The following is an 18,401-nucleotide window of genomic DNA, read 5'->3' on the forward strand; positions in this document are numbered from 1 at the left end:
CTGTTAAAAAATAAGTTTGGTATTTTAGCTAAATAAAGAGAGATTACAAAATTAAAAAAAAGGAGATTTCATAGTCTATGAGATTAGACTATGATTAAGTTTAACTACAAGATGCTACGTTTCCGCTATCTTCAGCATATTCCATAAGAAACTCTTTTAAGTGTTTTGTTCTTTTTTTGAACTTGTTACTTTCAAAGTACTTTTTGTACTTTTTATAGTCTTCATCTTCTTTGAACTTATCTGACTCAAGATGCGTTTCTACCAGTTTTTTACCTTTGTTATCCATATAACTTTCCCATTCAAACTGAGTTTTTCCACCAACAAACTCTACCCCACTTGTATGACATTTGATACAAACTTTTGAGTATACCTTCTGTCCTTTATAAAGGGCTGCCTGAGCCGAAACAGCTGTTAATATAAGCGCTGAAGATAACATTACAATACTTTTTTTCATAGATATACCCCTGATTAATAAGGATTATGGTACATTAGAAAATATTATATTCACCTTAAATATCACGTTTTTATCACATTTTATTTATTATATTTTTTTATAATACTAGAGTTGATATTTAACTTGTAATTTTTCTGGAAAATCCCATACGCCTTTTTGTTTTAAAGATTCAATTACACTAGGTGTACAATCAACATCATCAGGCCACCTTCTAGTAAAACCATCAAACTTATTTTTATTTGTACCGTCTATTCCTACCATTAAACCAGATATAAATATATCTCTCTGTGCATCTATATTATTCGTAACACGCCATAATGTCATATAAGCATTAAATACATCATTGGCTTTTTCATCTATAAATACCACTATACGTATATTTGTACTCAAAGGTACCAATGCTTCAAAATACTCTTTTACGTTTTTAGATTTATTTACACTAATAACAGTTATTGGGTTTTTAGTTCTGCGCATAAACTGATGTAATTCAACGGCGTCTGGGATCAACTCTTTTACCTGCTTTAACAACTCTTCATCACTTAATAAGTTAGGGGCTTCTACTTTATGAGCGGCCGTTGCATCAATACCTAACTTACCACCTACAAGCTCTTCGGGTGATGAATGATCAAGTGCGTCTAAAATACCCTCTGTAATAAAAAGAGACTTAGGTGTAAAACGATTTAATATATATGTAGTGAGAGCTTCATAATTATCAAGCTTTGGGGCCTTTTCATCCAAGAATATTGCATGTTTTACAAAACTCATCTGCCCTGCTCCCCAAAAAGCATGCATAAACTGTTTAGCATGTCCTTTATACAACGGTTGCATTTTTGCCATTATAAGATTATGAAAACCTGCATTCTCTGGCATATGATAATCGAGCAGATCTGGTGCAGTTGTTTTTAAAAGAGGAAAGAATATTTTTCCTGTAGCCCAACCCATATACTTATCTTCCAAAGGCGGTTTCCCTACAACAGTAGCTAAATATGTAGGTTTTTTCTTAGTTGTTATAGCACTAACTTTCATACATGGATACATCTCTTCTAAAGTATAGTAACCAGTATGATCACCAAACGGTCCTTCTAATTTTAAATGTTCCGTATCGACCCAACCCTCGATTACATAGTCTACATCTTTAGGTATATACAACGGCGTTGTAAGAGATTTTACAAGTTGTGCCGGTTTTTTAGTGATAAGCCCGTACATTAAAAGTTCATTTACTCCATACGGTAGTGGAGCCGTTGCACACCACGTATATAAAGGATCTCCACCTATTGCAACTGAAACAGGCATTTTTTTACCTGCTTTTTGATACTGATCAAAAAAGTGTGAAGAGTCTTTATGGATCTGCCAGTGCATTCCTAACGTGTCTTTGTCATAAACTTGAAGTCTATACATACCAAGATTTACCATCTCTCCATCAAGGCTCTGTGTATAAACCTGTCCCATTGTTATAAATGGACCACCATCTTGTTCCCAAGTTGTTAAAACAGGGATACGTGAAAGGTCTATATTGTCATCTTTATATATAACTTCCTGACATTCACCTTTACCTTTTAAACGTTTTGGAAAAATGTTTTTTAAACTAAAAAGCTCACTCGCCATAGAAAATTTCTCTTTAAAACCTGATGGCGGCTTCATATGTAATAGTTTACTTATCTCATCAGCAACTGATTCAATAGTACGACCAAAAAGTAATTCGCATCTTTTATATGAACCAAATACGTTCATTAAAATAGGTTCTTCAAACTTTTTTCCCGTTTTTTCTTCTACTGCATTTGTAAATAGAAGGGCTTTCCCCCCACCCTCTTTTTTAACTTCTGCATATGCTAAATGTGGTATTTCTAAATAGATATCAAGTGGCGTATCTATAACTGTTAATTCATCATGTTTTTTTAGTAAATTTATCGTATTTTTCATAAGAGGGATTATAGCATATTTTATTTTTCCTTTTATTACATAAAAGTCTGTTTGTTATAAAAAAAAATCTTATAATTACAGACTACTTTCAAGATAGCCAAAGTTTTCTAAATGTATAATTTGGTAACACTAAAATCAGATGGGGTTATCTATTGAGAGACTTAACACTTATCTTGCTATCAGCTGGCAGTTCTAGCCGTTTTGAGATGGATGTAAAAAAACAATGGCTTAGAATTAAACATGACCCATTGTGGTTTTTTGTAGCAAAAAAATTAGAAAAAACTTCTGTTTTTGCTAAAATAATTATTACATCTTCAGCTGATGATTTAGAATACATGAAAAGTTATGGACAATTTACATATGTTGAAGGTGGAGATACACGTCAACAATCACTGAAAAACTCTCTAAAATATGTTAATACTGATTATGTTCTAGTTAGTGACATAGCTCGTGCATGTATCGAAGCTACATTTTTAGAAAGAATAATCTCACATAAAACTGATGCAGATTGTATTGTACCTTTTCTACCTCTGAATGATACTATCGTATATGACGGTGTAACGATTGACAGAGATAAGGTAAAACGTGTTCAAACACCGCAACTCTCAAAAACTGCGATACTTTTAAAAGCTTTGGATACAGATATAGAATATACTGATGAAAGCTCAGCAATAGTTGCAAGTGGCGGGAATAGAGAGTTTATAGATGGTGATGAAAATGCTCACAAGATAACTCATATTAGTGATCTAAACAAGATACCTTGTATAGATTCCCCATCTAATGATATTTTAAGTGGTAACGGGTTTGATGTCCATGCGTTTGACGACAAGGGTGATATGTATCTTTGCGGTGTTAAAATTGACTCAGATTATGGGTTTAAAGCTCATAGTGACGGAGATGTTGCTATTCATGCACTTATCGATGCAATTTTAGGTGCCGCCGGTATGGGAGATATTGGGATGATGTTTCCAGATAACGATGATACATATAAAGGTATAGATTCAAAAGAGCTATTAAAACATGTAGTAAAAAAGATCTATAACTACGGTTATATTATTATAAACGTTGATATCACTATTGCAGCACAGAAGCCTCGTATTGGACAGTATAAGCAGCAAATGAGAGAGACCATATCAAGTATTATAAACTGTGATATGCATAGAGTTAACGTAAAAGCTACAACAACTGAAAAACTAGGCTTTGTCGGTAGAGCCGAAGGTGTAGCAGTTTTTGCAAATGCCAATTTAAAATATTTTAATTGGCAACAGAAGAGTTAAAGGGTAAAATTTGAAAATATTAATTATAGAAAACGAAGTATATTTAGCACAAAGTATAGCAACAAAACTTGGTGATCTAGGTCATGTATGTGAGATGTGTACGTCAACTAGAGATGCTATTAAGAGTAACAGCTACGATGTAGTACTATTATCTACAAACATAAACGGTCAAGACTTTAACCCTGTTATTGAAACTTTTAAAAACTCTATCATAATTTTAATGGTGTCATATATATCAAATGATACCGTATCAAAACCTTTAGCCGCAGGTGCAAAAGATTATATACTAAAACCTTTTATGATAGAAGAGCTTGTTAGAAAAATAAACCATTACCAAGATTATGAAAAAGTTAAAAAACGTAATATTGCTTATGAAAAATATCTAGCGCACTCTTTTGCAAACATATCAAACGATTACAACCATGAAGAGATTGAACTTCCTGTTTTTGTTTCATCAGGTTTTATTAAAAACATAGATGCATTTGCGTTTGAACATGCTCGCATTAAAAACAAGGCAATAAACTTTATCTCTTTAAATGATCCTAAAGCTATGTCTGAGATAAATGCTACAGGACCAAATACAATACTCTATATAATAGACTACCAATCACTAAAAAAAGGTGAAAGAAAAGCCTTTTTAGAAGTTATAGCAGACAAACAAGCCATTATAGCCAACAGTGATAAAGTTGACGATGTTGACTTTAACGTTATTGAGATCAAGAGTGACAACAACGTCTTTGATCAAGGTGAAATCCTTCCTATAGAGGATTATGTTAAATTTATTGTTTTAAATTATCAAAATAAATTTCCAGATACCGAGCTTTCTAAAAAACTAGGTATATCACGTAAAAGCTTATGGGAGAAACGTAAAAAATATGACATCGTCAAAAAGAAATAAAACACTCTTTATAGATGCAGAAGCAGTATCTGCTTTAGAGATGTTAAAAAACGGTCTTTTAAGACCTGCAACAAAACTAATGAACTCTAAAGAAAGTGCAGAAGTTTTACAAACTGGACTTATTAACGGACAAACTTTTCCATTTCCATTTATTCTTGCACCGTCTGGAAAAACAAATGCAGAAGTATTAAAATCTTTAAAACCCGGTGAAGAGATCTTACTGATCTGTGATAAGGTAGAATTTGCTACTTTGATAGTTGAGGAGGTATTTGAAATTGATCCACTTGAACGTATCAAACAAATTTACGGAACTTCAGATACAGGTCATCCAGGTGTTCAAGCTACTCTGAGCAGACTTGGTTCTTTCGCCATAAGCGGTGAGTTTACTATAACAAACCCTAAGCAGTTTGAGCATAAAAACACTATTGAAGAAGCAAAAAGTCTTATAAATGCCAAACATACTACAGCACTTATGATGGCGGCTAATCCGCTTCACCGTGGACATGAAAAACTGATCAGACAAACACTTGACAACACTGATCTGCTAGTAATTTTCTTATTAAAACCGTATACAGAAACAAATCTGAGTTTCGATATTAGAAAAGAGAGTTTAGAATATTTCATAAACAACTTTTTAACAAAAAATGAAGTCCTTGTAGTACCACTTGAAAATAGCTATATTTTTGCAGGTTATAATGAAATTATTTTAGATGCAATAGTATCTAAAAACTATGGATGTGACAGACTGACGGTAGGACTAAACCATGCAGGTCTTGGTATGTTTTATGATTCAAATTCAAATAACTCTATCATAGATAAGGTTATAGGAATAGATATAGAGATCACGGTAGCAAGCCAGTATGTTTACTGTGATAAATGTACGACACTTGTAAGCAAAACAACTTGTCCACACGGTCAGCATCACCAGATCTCTTTTCATTCAGATTCTATCCTAGAACTTTTAGAACTCGGTATTTTGCCACCAACGATGCTCATTAGAAAAGAGCTCTCAGCTCAAATACTATCTAAACTACATCCAAACAGGTTTAAAAATTTAGAAAAGCTTTATTATGATCTGCTTCCGGTAGAGGGCCTTTTAGAAGAGCATACTGAAAAAGATTTTTATTTAGAGCTTATGAAGCTTTATCAAACAACATCACTAACTTAATAGGCAAATAATTATGAATTGGTTTTTTATTACACTTTTTTACTCTGGACTATCTCCTAAAGCTCCTGGAACTGTAGGTACGTTAGTATCACTTCCACTTGGTATGCTAATACTAATATACTTTAGTGCCGAAACACTTTTTATGGCTACTGTTTTAATCACAGCCATAGCTATAAGAGAGATTAACAAATATGAGCAAAAGAGTGGTATTCACGATGACAAAAGAATTGTTATTGATGAGCTTGCAGGGATGTGGTTTGCCTTAAGTGTTGCTCCTGCAATAAGTATTAATTTAAATGAAGTTTCAAACTTTGAAAACGGTTTTTTAATACAATCAATTCTTTCTTTTTTATTATTTAGATACTTTGATATCACAAAACCATCGATCATAGGCAGACTTGATCGTGAGGCAAAAGGCGGTGTCGGTGTGATGGCAGACGACATCGTAGCAGGTTTTACAGCAGGTATTCTAAGTGCAGTTACTTGGCAGTTAATCTTAAAGTTTCTATAACTTTTAAAATAATCTATTTTTTGTTATAATCCTTTAATTTAAAATAACAAGGTTTATCAATGAAAAACTTTTTTCTTATTTTTGTCATTCTAAGTGCACCTCTTTTTGCAAGTACATTAGGTACTAATGAGGAACTAACTATGTTAGTTGCCCTTTTTGCATTAGCATTTATAGGTATTATTTCTCTATTTTTATCCTCTAAACAACTCTCCAAAGTAAAATCTGAACATGCACAAATGATGAAACATCAAGAAGAGATAGAACACCGCCAGAGTGAACTTCTTGTAGAAATGAGTAAAAACATACAAAATATTACTAAAGAAACACTTGGTGATACTACAAAACTTAAAACTACTAATGAGTCTGTACAAAAACATATTAGTAAAGTTATAAGCTCTGAAAACACTATTATAGATGCAACTAGTGATTTAATTGAGTTCTTACAAATTAAATCTAAAAAAGTCCATCCGTTAAATGAAAATTTTAAACTTGAAAACTTGCTAAACGACATACTTGGACAGATAAAAACAAACCACAGCGAAATAGACTTAGAGCTAATCTTTGATGTGGATGACAATATTCCTGATATGTTAAATTCAGACACGCTTGGAATATCAAAAATTCTAGTCAATCTTATAGAGTTTTGTATAGTAAACTCTTCTAAACAGATAGCTGTTCAAGTTTCTAAAAGAAGTAAATTCAATGCACCTACTACACTACATTTTGTTGTTTACTCAAATACAATGGTTACAGTTAGTAAAGATATTTTTAAAACAAAATATAATGAACAAACAAAAAAATACGATGGTATGGCACTATTTGTATCGTATGAGCTTGCTGAACTTATGGGTGGTACTATTATTGCAAGAAACAATCATCAAAACTCAAATGTTGAGTTTGTATTAAACTTACCATACTATGAAGTAAACGCAAACACACTTAAAGAAAATAGACTTAATACAAAACTAACTCAAAATCAAAAAATATTTCTTGTTGACTCTTCATATGAAACAACACTTGCAATAAAAAGAATTCTTCAAACAATAAAATGTGATGTCGACACGCAAACAAAAGAAGAATTTTTAAGTAAAACACCTGATCTTTCAAAATATACAACGATTTTAATAGATGAAAAACTTATCAATTCGACATTTACAAAAACTATCTCAAATATTCAAAAAGATAAAAGACCAAATCTATTAACCCTAAGCAATATATTTGCCAAAACTTCAAAAAAGAATATTGATGCTATTAGTCTTCATAAACCACTTACAAAAGAGAGTATCTTTTATACTTTATCTGAATTTAACAAGTCTGATAAAACTATTGAAAATAATACTAGCAATAAAAAACTGCTAGTTCATAGAGATCGTTTCGCAGATGCTCCAAATATTAAGCTGGAAAGTTTCGCACATTTCTCAGATACCAACTTATTAATTGTAGAAGATAATTTGATAAACCAAAAAGTTTTGACCAGTGTGCTTAAAAAATCAAATATGAATATCACTATTGCAAATGACGGTCAGGAAGCGGTTGATATTTTAAATGATAATAATCAATTTGATATGGTATTGATGGATATCAACATGCCGATCATGGATGGGTATGAAGCTACTAGGAAAATTAGACAAAATAAAGATCTAGATATGGTTCCGATTGTAGCTCTTAGTGCATTAACAGCTGCAGATGAAATTAATAAAGTTTTTATTGTAGGAATGAACGGATATCTATCAAAACCATTAGAAAAAGAGAAACTATATACAGCATTTGATAAGTTTATAAATAAAAAGAACTTTGTTGAAAGTGCTTCTAGTGAAGATCTATCTCAAGAGGTTGAAATTAAAAACTTAGATGGTTTAAATGTAGAGAACGGTTTAAAACAGGCAGGTGGAAATCCTATTTTTTATATAGAAGTTTTAAAAGAGTTTGTTGATGCTTATGGAGACAGTGACGTTGTATTTGAAAAACTTGTTTATGAACACAGATTTGAGCAGGCAAGAATGTTATGTTTAGATATGCGTGGACTTGCAGGTGCCGTTGGTGCTGATGATATGCAAGAGTTTTCAAGTGAAATACTTCAAAAAATCATATTTAAAAAATATGACATGCTTGGAGATTATGTAAAAGCATATAAAGAGAAGTTGGCTATATTAAACAACTCTATTGAAAAGTATATATCTGTTAATTCATAATCATTTATTAAGTTAAATGTAATACTTTTCTTTAAATTAAACTATAATTTATATATTATTATATATTATTATTTATTATAAAAAAATCTAATTATAAATAAATATATAGGAATAGTTTCTGTATATACAAATTAAATTAGATAATAAATAAATTAAGGTATTAGTATGTACAGACCAATTCCTACAGATAATGAAATCATTCTCGATTCAAAAAAATATATCGTATCGCAAACCAACCCTCAAGGTTTTATAGAATACGGAAATGATTACTTTATAGAGATCTCAAAATATACTGAGCAAGAGCTTTTAGGTAAACCACATAGTATTATTAGACACCCTGATATGCCTAAGATTGTGTTTAAGATGATGTGGGATAGAATATCTAAAGGGCAAAATATTATGGCTTTAGTAAAAAACTTAGCTAAAGATGGCAGTTTTTACTGGGTTGTAACGGAATTTGAACCCAAACGTGATGCACTTAGCAGTCAAATTGTATCTTATACTGCTTTTAGAAGAGCTGCGCCAAGAGATGCCATTGAAGAGATAACTCCAATTTATAAAGAACTTGTAAAACTTGAAAATACTGGTGGGATGGAAGCCAGTGAAAAATATCTAAGAGATTTTTTAGAGTCAAAAAACATGACTTATGACGAGTTTATCGATGAAACTGTACAGAATAAGGGAATGTTCAAAGTCTTTTTCAAAGCTATGAAAAAGATGTTTCATTAAATTACTTGAACAACAAAAAAATTAAGTTGTTCAAATAGTTCTATACAAACATTGGATCGTCTGTCGGTTCGATCTCTTCATAATCATTAACAATCTGCTCAAATATCTTCATTGTTTTGTTAGCTTTTTCTATATTATCATCAAAAATCTTTTTTGATGCAGGGAAAGTTTCACTAAGTTCTTTATATATTAATATACGCCCGTTTATATGTTTGTTTATCTCTGCAAAAGCTGTTTCTAGATACTCTCTTTTTGTAGTATGGCGAAAAAGTGCTCTAACCATTTTAATACGCTCTTTGATAGGTATTGATTCATCTATACCTTCAGCAATTCTTTTTATATCTAAACGAGATAAATACACACCGCTTATTGCAGGTGCTAACAATTTTGAAGTTAACGCATCAACAAACTGTGGAACAGGTTCTTCATCTTCTTTATCACCTGCATCCGGATTTTGTCCGTTAGCCATGTTGTCTTCCGGATTTAGAGAACATTTATCCTTTACAAACTTGTCAAACTCATTTTTTAAATCATCTAAATCGTGGTGGTTCATATTATACTTCCTTTATTTAACTTTTAATTTTGTTATATACTGCTTGAGTCAATTCTTCAAGCATATCATCATAAGATATATATTTTTTGTCTAACTCTATAGCCCTTTGCTTTAGCGGTGAGAACTGTTTTGTATTTTTCATATCAAAATTAAACTCAGCTAATTTTTCAACCATTGTCAGACTTTGCAGATCTGAAAAATCAAGCACTGCATCATAAGATGAAAAATCAACACTCATTCCATCTGCAATACGGTTTATATCTGCATTATTTAATTCAAGCTCCTGTGTAAAAGCCATCAACTCTTCCAAGTTATCATTAAAATAACTTACTTCAAATCCACATGATAGAAACGAAAATGCTTTTGCATAATGGTTAATTCCTATTAGTGCTATACGTCTAATACGCATATCTTTTAAAATCTCTGTCAATACCCTAATAGAGAATATATCACCTTCAAGAGTTTCACCTTTACGAAATATAATATCACACATTCCGCTTCTTTTGGCAATTCCCGATGCTTCATCAACAATCTCTAAAACATCACTCACATATTCGCTTGAAATAACAGCACCGTTAACATGTGATTTTTTCATATTTGCAACTGTAAAATAAAGATCATCCTCGCGTATATTCATAGGGATCATCATCGCATCAAAGCCATCAGCTTTATATAATTTATTGCTTATTGCACTAAATCTGCTTACACCTGCATGTTCACCAATATATCCAAAAAGCTTTGTCTCTTTAGATATCTGGTTATCATTGTTCATCATAACTTAATACTCCTCATCTATTCCCCAAAGCTCTCTTGCTTCTTCCTCTTCAGCTTTACATCTATAGCATAACTTAACATTAGGATCATTTGTACTAAACACTACATTACATTCATTACAGCGTTTTACATCAAAAGTTATTAGATTAATTACACTTGGCTCAAAAAACTCTTTAATATTATACGAAGGGCTTGTTGTGATTGCATTAGGCTCACACACATCGTGACAAATATTACACTTTATACATAAAAACGGATCAAAATCAATTTTAGAATTTTTAAGATCACTGCTGAGTGCTCCCGTCGGACATACTCTGTAACACATTTGACATGCGCTGCAGCTGTCTATATCTAAAAGTTTTGAAGATGTAAATGTCACTTCGCTTGCATCTATTACATGAAACTGACTCGGTTTTTCAACCCTTTTTATTGCAGTATAAAAAAGCTTTCTTTTTGCAGGAATATTTTTTTGTCTAAGCAGTTCAATATCAGTTTTAGCCAAAGTATGTTCTGTAAGCTCATCTGTTGCTTTTTTAATCTCATCTTCAAACTTCTTATGAGCATGCCCTACAGTTTTTAAGTTAGCCAAACGGAAAAAATCGCGTCTATTTGATTCTGATTTTTCCTCTTTTGGCTCATATTTTACATTTTTAAGTGTAATAACTGCTTCATTTTCCATAGCTTCTAACAGATAAGAAGCTTCTTCCGCATTAGCTATTATTTTTTCTTTACATGTGTTTACTATCTCACACTCATCACAATACCCCATATCAAATACTAGATCTTTTTTAAGTACAGCTATAGATATAAGATTTTCAACATTAATAGCAGCTATACAAGGTACGTTCTTTCTACATGATATTAGATTGTCTTTATCTTCTAGAAAGTCAAAGAAAAACTCATGAGATTTAAAATCATCAAGTGCCAAAGCTTCATTGGGACATACTGCACCACAAGCTCCACACTCTACACAAGTTGAATGGTTAATTGCAGGTACTGGGTTTTGTTCTACAAAACTTATCGCATCAGTCGGACAGATCACTTCACAATTGTTACATTCTGATTCTACGCTTTTTGAGCGTACACATAAACCCGCGTTCAAATTAATCATGTTTTATTTTTTCAACTCTTCTGTTAGATATTCATTATCACTTAATATAAATTCAAGTGCCAGATCAGCAGCATCATAATAAAGTGGTGTACGAGCCTCGTACTTTAAGTTGATTAAATACATTGGTGCCCAGTTTAAAAGGTGTTTATTTAAAAACTCATACTGAACTTCTCTTAACTCAGCTACAGCTTTTTGATCATCTGATTCCAATGCTTTTAACTCAGCACTTGCCAAATGGTGCATAAATTCTAATTCAACTCCAATATGATCTGCAGATACTGTACGCGCTTTTTCAAAATCAACCATAAAATCGTATGCACTGTACATATCTGTAACAGGATTAGCTCCACCTGTTTCAACCATCTGATCTTCTCTTGTATAAAAAGTCTCATACGGTATTAAGTGTAATACTGAAAGATTCACAAAATCAGGATTTATGAACTCATCTAGTAACTTTTTATTTTCTACTTCTTTTAAAGCGCCCCACTCTTTAAACGTAGGAAAAAACTCCAAAATATTTTCATCATTTTGTATAGTTTTTAAAAGCTCTAAATCTAGCTCTTGTAATAAAACCCTAGATAAGAGGGCATATATATTTATTCTTGCTTGTGTTTGTTGCATAAAAGATCTTTATATTAAATTTAAAGGCAATAATTCTATCTAAATTTACTGAAACTATTGTTAGAGATTTAAAATATATGTTTTATATATAAAATAGTAATAATATTGATATAATACGATTATGAAACATCTAATTTACAACTCTATTTATAAAAAATTTCATCTATTACACTTATATTTTTTTATATTTTTTTTACTTTTATCTTATCTTCTATATTACATAACTCAAATAAATCTAAATAATAAGATAGAATACTCAAATATTACACACTTAAAACATTTGCAAACAAACTATAAAATTTGGGAAAAGAACCAAGCTACACAAGCAGATATAATATATGATATAACTATTAAAAAAGATAGAGTATTAGATATCTTATCTGAAGCATGGAACACAAAAAATAATAAAAAAAGAGATGAATTAAGAGAAGAATTTATTAGCATATTATCTTCTGACTACAATACGTATAGAAATGAAGGTCTGCTTCAATACCATTTTGTATTTCCAAACAACAAAGTATTTGTACGTCTACACAAAACAGAAAAGTATGGTGACGATCTTACAAATATTCGTCAAGATTTTGAATATGTAAACCGTACTAAAGAGGTTGTTAGAGGTTTTTCAGGTGGTAGAACCGCTCATGCTATAAGAAACGTATACCCTATTTTTGACAAAAATTTAAAACATGTTGGTGCTGTAGAGATCTCTTACCCTTCAGAATTGTTTCAAAAAAAACTTAATGAACTTAGTGAAATTCACACCCATTATTTAGTAAAAAAATCTATTTTTGATTCCAAAGCATGGGATCGTGATGATAGGATCTTAAACTATAAACCAAGTATTGAGCATAAAGATTTTCTAATGACTCTTTCAGCATCCCATAATCCTAATGAAGAAACCAGATATAAAAAACATTTAGAAAATATAACTGATAAACTTAATAAAAAGATGCAAAAGAGTGAAAGTTTCGCTATATTTTCCAATATTGATAATGATGTAGAAATTATCTCATTTATGCCTATTAAACAAAATACTACAAAAGAATTATCTGCATGGCTTGTATCGTATGAAGATGATCCATACTTGTTATCAGACATTCAAGACACTCATAATGCAAGGTTTTTTGGAATATTCATAATCCTAATACTATTGATATTTATTTGGAAAATTATAAAACAAAAAGATAAGTTAGTTGAGCTTTTAAATTCATACGATAACAACGTAATTTTCTCAGAAACAGATCTTAAAGGAAAGATTACAAATGTAAGTTCTGCATTTTGTGATATTAGTGGTTATAATGAAGATGAACTTGTAGGTAAAAACCACAATATCATTAGACACCCTGATATGCCAAAAGAGGTTTTCAATGATATGTGGGAAACGCTAAAAGCAGGTAAACACTGGAGTGGGGATATAAAAAATCTTCATAAAAATGGTTCCTATTACTGGGTTAAAGCAGAGATTGAGCCTATGTTCAATTCAAATAAAAAAATAATTGGCTATAGGGCTATTAGACACAATATAAGTGATTCTAAAGAGATTGAAAAAATTCAAAAAGAGATTATTTTTACGATGGGTTCTATTGGTGAGAGCCGTTCAAAAGAAACTGCAAACCATGTTAAACGTGTAGCTGAGTATTCTAAACTATTAGCATCATTATACGGACTTTCTCAAGAAGATACAGATCTGTTACATATGGCATCTCCTATGCACGATATTGGAAAAGTTGCTATACCTGACAGTATTTTACTAAAACATGGAAAACTAAATGATGAAGAGTATGAGATCATGAAAACCCATGCGAACCGTGGATATGATATGCTTAAACACTCAAATAGACCTCTTATAGCTACAGCTGCCATCATTGCTCATGAACACCATGAAAAATGGGATGGACAAGGTTATCCTAGAGGGCTTAGTGGTGAAGATATTCATATATATGGAAGAATAACCGCACTTGTAGATGTATATGATGCTCTGATATCTGATCGTGTTTATAAAAAGGCTTGGGAAGAGGAAGAGGTTTTAAAACACATAAAAGAGCAAAGTGCAAAACACTTTGATCCTAAACTTGTTGAACTATTTTTAAATAACTATAGAAAATTTCAGATTGTAGGTTTAAAGTATAAAGACTAATCTATAAAGTTAAACTACTTTAACTTCATAGACAAATCAATCCAGTTAGCCTGATGGATAAGTGCACCGCTGCTTATAGCATCAACTCCTGTTTTTGCATATGATTCTATAGTTTCAAGTGAGATATTTCCACTAGCTTCAAGTATTATGTGCGCATAGTTTTTATTTCTAAACTCAACTATCTCTTTAATCTGTTCAGGTGTCATATTATCACACATAACTACATCAGCACCTGCTTCAAAAGCCTCTTTTGCAATCTCAAAAGTTTCAGCTTCAACCTCAATTTTTGTAGTAAAAGGTATCTGCATTCTTGCCTTTTTAATATAAGATTTTAAATCTTTTATAGTTTTTAAGTGAGTATCTTTGATCATCAAAGAATCATCAAGACCCATTCTATGATTAACAGCACCTGCACATCTAGTAGCATATTTTTCAAACACTCTTAACTGCGGTCTAGTTTTTCTAGTATCTAAAAGTTTCACGTCATATGGTTTTATGATCTCTAAGTATTTATTAGTAAGTGTTGCAATAGAGCTGGCATGCAAAAGCATATTTAAAAGTGTACGCTCTGTTTTTAAAACTTTGTGAGAGTTTGACTTAACATTTAAAAGTACATCGCCTTTTACAAACTTATCGCCGTCATTCTTTAACCACTCAATCTCAAGATCTTCAAGATTCGCAAGTACGTTTACATATACCTGTCCTGCCATGACACCGTCACACTTTGCAAAAACATATGCCTCTGCATCTACGGCTTCTTCTACTAATGCGTAAAGATCTCCACGTCCTATGTCTTCTGCTAAAGTAGATTTTACAAATTTTTCTAAGTTCATTATAGTTCCAGCATTCTTTCTAGTGCTATTTTTGCCCATTTTTGTGTTGACTCATCTACTTGAATCTCGTTTAAAGGTTGACCTTCGTCAATAGACTTTAAAACATCATAAAGATCTTGAAGCGTTGTCTCATTCATAGTCGGACATTCAGGTTTTGTAGAACTTAGTACATAAGTGTTTTTAGGACGTAGGCGATTTACCATATTAAATTCAGTCCCTACTGCTACTTTTTGTTCAGGGTCTAACTCTGTTATGTATTTTATAAGTTGAGAAGTTGAACCTACAAAGTCAGCCTTGTCACAAATGGCAGGATCACACTCAGGGTGTACTGCAATTAATATACCCGGGTACTTTTCTCTGTAAAATTCAATATCTTCTACAGTAAAAAGTTGGTGAACTGAACAAAAGCCGTCAAAACAGATAATGTCTGATTCTTTAGGATCACTACCGTCACCTATTACGCAAGATTTTAATTCCATCTGGTTTGCTATGTTTTGACCAAGACAGCGATCAGGTACAAAAAATATTTTTTTACCCTCTTTTAAAGCTGTTGTGATGATCTTCTTAGCGTTTGAGCTTGTACAAACCATACCACCCATCTCACCTACTCTTGCTTTTACCCCGGCATCTGAATTTATGTATGTAATCGGAAGTATATCTTCACTTTTAATGCCTGAGTCATTTAAAATTTTAACGGCATTATCATAAGCTTCTGCATCAATCATTTTTGCCATTGCACAACAAGCTATGCGAGGCATAACTACACGTTTATGCGGGCTTAAAACTTTAACGCTTTGTCCCATAAAACCAACACCGCAAAATACTACAAACTCAGCATCATCAGCTTTTGTACGCATAGCCAACTCTAGTGAATCTCCTGTAATGTCACCCATCTCAAAAACTTCGTCTCTTTGATAGAAGTGAGCAACTACTGTAACACTTAGTTTCTTTTTATATTCATTTATTTTTTCAACTAATTCTTTATTAGATAAACTCAAAAAACTGTCCTAATATTTATTTGGCGTAATTATATCAAATTCAAAACTTAAACGATTTAAGTAGATCATTTACTTTTTCTTTTGCTTTGTCTTTCACTGCATCCGTAGATTTCGACTTTAATCCTTTTTCTTGATTATTAAGCTGAGAATCTATACTGACAAAATCATCTAACGAACCGTTTAAAACTTTTTGCAACTCTGCTATATCTTTATTTTTAAGTCCAAGCTCAGCCAATTTCTCTTTCATATTTTCATCAATAAGCTTTTTAAGTTCACCTTTGTACTCTTGAAGTTTTTGCTTTATCACTTTTGCAAAAATATCTTTTAGTTTTTCATCCAAATCAGATTTAACTTTTATTTTTGGCGATACTATCTCTTCACTAAGTGCAATATCTACATTAAAACTGTTAAGATCGTTAAGCTCTTTTGTAGAGAATTTTGCTTTGCTATATTGTAGTTTTGTATCTGCTAATATAGTTACATAATCCATACTCTGTGCTTTTGCATCTATACTAAGTTCAGCACTATTGAGTTTTGTAAGTCCGAGATCAAAACTTTTTGAGAGTTTACCTTCACTCTCTAGCTTTAGTTTAAACGGCTTATTCAACAACTCTTGGTTTGAACTTATGTTTTTCATATTCGCACTAAAACTGTTTAACTTGTATACACCGCTTAAGTCTATATTTTTTACAAGCATATCAACTTGTGAATTCAACTCTTTAAACCTGATCCATCTACCCTCGCCTCTTGGTGGTGCAGGTGGTTCTTCTTCACTTTTTAAGTATGGTTTCACCATATCGTAGTAAGTTAGAAAAGTTGACGTATACTCTTTTATATCTTTTCCAAACACAACACCAACTACATTTAAACCGCCCTGTTTATTAAATCTATAGTTTTCAGATAGGTTTTTATAATCACCTTTGGCACCATCAACGATTTTATTTGTTAAACTTGATAATTCTTTTTTATCTTTACTAAACTCATTTTTTAACACTTTAAAGGCTTGTTTTTTCTGCTTTAGCTCTTTACGTAACTTCTTAACATCATCAAGAGTTTTCTTGATTAAGCTAAGATGTTCAGGTGTTATGTTTTTAACACCTTTTATCTTATTGAAATTAGTTTTTATATTTTCAGCATCTGATTTTATACGATTTAGTTCTTCTTTTGAAAAATTTTTCTCTATTGCGTCTTTATATTTTTTCTCAATATTTTCAAACTTTGCTGCAGCCTGTTCATAATTTTTTGTTGAACTTAACCCCATTCTGGCAATTAGATCTTCAGGTTTTGGAAGAGATGATGTGTTAAATTCAAAACTGCTTTTTTCAGATTTGCTTTTCTCTTTAGAAGCAGCTGAGCTTTTTGGGCTCTCTTCTTTTACCTTTGCATCTGTTACTTGATTAAACTCCATCCCTTTAAAAACTACATTTTCTATATGGTATCTATTAAAAAACAGTTGATTAAAGTCGAGATCGATTGCTATTAATTCAGTTTTTAAAGAGCTGATCCCGTTTTTGAAAACATTTAGTTCATTTATAGTTAATGAACCCTCTTTTAAAGACACATCTACACTATCTATCTCTACATCTTTATTTGTAATTATACTTATCGATTTTTCCAAAGAAAACTTTGTTAGCGGATCTAAGAACAATAGAATAAAAGCTGTTGACAAACCTGCTAAAACTGCAAATAACCCAAATCCCCATATTCTTAAAAACTTATCTTTTTTATCGCTAACCGATATTCCCAACGTTTTAAATATTGTATATTTTTGAAGTGTTGTAGCTATTTTATCTCTGTATATATAAACTATTTTGTTAAGTGCAAAATAGATTGGAACAATCAGAACTAGTGCTACTATAGATGTCCCCATAACCAAAGTGTTATTGAAGTATGTAGTTCTTGTAATAGACGAATTGTAAGCACTTGTAAAAATATCTGCTAAAGCAGGGTTAGTTAGTATATAGTATCCGATAGATTCAAATATAGGGTCAAACATATATGCAATTGCTGCAAAAAAACCACTGGCTACTATAAAAAGACCTAAGTGAATATTTATAATAAGTGCTAAAAGGATTATAATAACACTTTGCCAACCGGAAAACGGAGTAAGACCCATAGCCATACCCAGTGCTATAGCTAAAGACATCTGCCAAGGTGTTTGAGAAGAGTTAAAAGCTTTAAAAAGTTTCATAAAAAAATCGATCATACAATATCCCCTTTAGGTA

General features: G+C 31.6%; 16 protein-coding genes. 7 read left to right on the forward strand and 9 right to left on the reverse strand.

Going from position 1 to position 18,401, the window contains the following annotated elements; genetic code table 11:
* Positions 1-100: 100 nt before the first annotated feature.
* Positions 101-454, reverse strand: a complete 354-nt coding sequence (locus ABZA65_RS08455) for a cytochrome C (RefSeq protein ID WP_373072630.1) — start codon at positions 452-454, stop codon at positions 101-103.
* A 105-nt stretch (positions 455-559) separates the two neighbouring features.
* On the reverse strand, positions 560-2,374 hold the full coding sequence (locus tag ABZA65_RS08460; RefSeq protein WP_373072632.1) for a menaquinone biosynthesis decarboxylase: 1,815 nt from the start codon (positions 2,372-2,374) through the stop codon (positions 560-562).
* Between the two features lie 152 nt (positions 2,375-2,526).
* Between ABZA65_RS08460 and ABZA65_RS08465 the strand changes: the two genes are divergently transcribed.
* From ABZA65_RS08465 to ABZA65_RS08490, 6 genes are all read left to right on the forward strand, one after another.
* Positions 2,527-3,651, forward strand: a complete 1,125-nt coding sequence (locus tag ABZA65_RS08465) for a bifunctional 2-C-methyl-D-erythritol 4-phosphate cytidylyltransferase/2-C-methyl-D-erythritol 2,4-cyclodiphosphate synthase (protein ID WP_373072634.1) — start codon at positions 2,527-2,529, stop codon at positions 3,649-3,651.
* A gap of 10 nt (positions 3,652-3,661) precedes the next feature.
* The gene (locus ABZA65_RS08470) at positions 3,662-4,549 is read left to right on the forward strand and encodes a response regulator (protein ID WP_373072636.1); all 888 of its coding nucleotides are present in this window, start codon (positions 3,662-3,664) and stop codon (positions 4,547-4,549) included.
* A complete protein-coding gene (locus tag ABZA65_RS08475) occupies positions 4,527-5,717 on the forward strand; it encodes a sulfate adenylyltransferase (protein ID WP_373072638.1) in 1,191 nt (396 codons plus the stop codon). Before ABZA65_RS08470 ends, ABZA65_RS08475 begins: the two co-directional genes overlap by 23 nt.
* 13 nt (positions 5,718-5,730) lie before the next feature.
* Positions 5,731-6,228: a phosphatidylglycerophosphatase A gene (locus ABZA65_RS08480; protein ID WP_373072640.1), complete on the forward strand. Its 498-nt coding sequence runs from the start codon at positions 5,731-5,733 to the stop codon at positions 6,226-6,228.
* Positions 6,229-6,287: 59 nt separating this feature from the next.
* On the forward strand, positions 6,288-8,420 hold the full coding sequence (locus ABZA65_RS08485; protein WP_373072642.1) for a response regulator: 2,133 nt from the start codon (positions 6,288-6,290) through the stop codon (positions 8,418-8,420).
* A 165-nt stretch (positions 8,421-8,585) separates the two neighbouring features.
* On the forward strand, positions 8,586-9,149 hold the full coding sequence (locus tag ABZA65_RS08490) for a PAS domain-containing protein (RefSeq protein ID WP_373072644.1): 564 nt from the start codon (positions 8,586-8,588) through the stop codon (positions 9,147-9,149).
* A 40-nt stretch (positions 9,150-9,189) separates the two neighbouring features.
* Here ABZA65_RS08490 and ABZA65_RS08495 read toward each other — a convergent pair whose 3' ends face one another.
* From ABZA65_RS08495 to ABZA65_RS08510, 4 genes are read right to left on the reverse strand one after another with little or no spacing between them, the layout of a single operon-like run.
* A complete protein-coding gene (locus ABZA65_RS08495; RefSeq protein ID WP_373072646.1) occupies positions 9,190-9,702 on the reverse strand; it encodes a hypothetical protein in 513 nt (170 codons plus the stop codon).
* Positions 9,703-9,718: 16 nt separating this feature from the next.
* The gene (locus ABZA65_RS08500) at positions 9,719-10,477 is read right to left on the reverse strand and encodes a hypothetical protein (protein ID WP_373072648.1); all 759 of its coding nucleotides are present in this window, start codon (positions 10,475-10,477) and stop codon (positions 9,719-9,721) included.
* A gap of 3 nt (positions 10,478-10,480) precedes the next feature.
* The gene (locus tag ABZA65_RS08505; protein WP_373072650.1) at positions 10,481-11,587 is read right to left on the reverse strand and encodes a 4Fe-4S dicluster domain-containing protein; all 1,107 of its coding nucleotides are present in this window, start codon (positions 11,585-11,587) and stop codon (positions 10,481-10,483) included.
* Positions 11,588-11,590: 3 nt separating this feature from the next.
* Positions 11,591-12,208, reverse strand: a complete 618-nt coding sequence (locus ABZA65_RS08510; protein ID WP_373072652.1) for a molecular chaperone — start codon at positions 12,206-12,208, stop codon at positions 11,591-11,593.
* Between the two features lie 280 nt (positions 12,209-12,488).
* Between ABZA65_RS08510 and ABZA65_RS08515 the strand changes: the two genes are divergently transcribed.
* Positions 12,489-14,345 carry an HD domain-containing phosphohydrolase gene (locus ABZA65_RS08515; protein ID WP_373072654.1) on the forward strand — a complete coding sequence of 619 codons (1,857 nt, stop codon included), beginning with the start codon at positions 12,489-12,491 and terminating at the stop codon, positions 14,343-14,345.
* Positions 14,346-14,359: 14 nt separating this feature from the next.
* Here the strand turns inward: ABZA65_RS08515 and nadC are convergent, their stop codons facing one another.
* The 3 genes from nadC to ABZA65_RS08530 are packed head-to-tail and all read right to left on the reverse strand — an operon-like array spanning position 14,360 to position 18,382.
* Positions 14,360-15,178, reverse strand: coding sequence for a carboxylating nicotinate-nucleotide diphosphorylase (gene nadC / locus ABZA65_RS08520; RefSeq protein ID WP_373072656.1), 819 nt, complete (start codon positions 15,176-15,178; stop codon positions 14,360-14,362).
* Positions 15,178-16,176 carry a quinolinate synthase NadA gene (nadA, locus tag ABZA65_RS08525; RefSeq protein WP_373072658.1) on the reverse strand — a complete coding sequence of 333 codons (999 nt, stop codon included), beginning with the start codon at positions 16,174-16,176 and terminating at the stop codon, positions 15,178-15,180. Before nadA ends, nadC begins: the two co-directional genes overlap by 1 nt.
* A 40-nt stretch (positions 16,177-16,216) precedes the next feature.
* Positions 16,217-18,382: a TIGR03545 family protein gene (locus ABZA65_RS08530; RefSeq protein WP_373072660.1), complete on the reverse strand. Its 2,166-nt coding sequence runs from the start codon at positions 18,380-18,382 to the stop codon at positions 16,217-16,219.
* Positions 18,383-18,401: the final 19 nt, after the last annotated feature.

The sequence above is a fragment of the Sulfurimonas sp. genome (genome assembly GCF_041583195.1).
Lineage (GTDB): Bacteria > Campylobacterota > Campylobacteria > Campylobacterales > Sulfurimonadaceae > Sulfurimonas.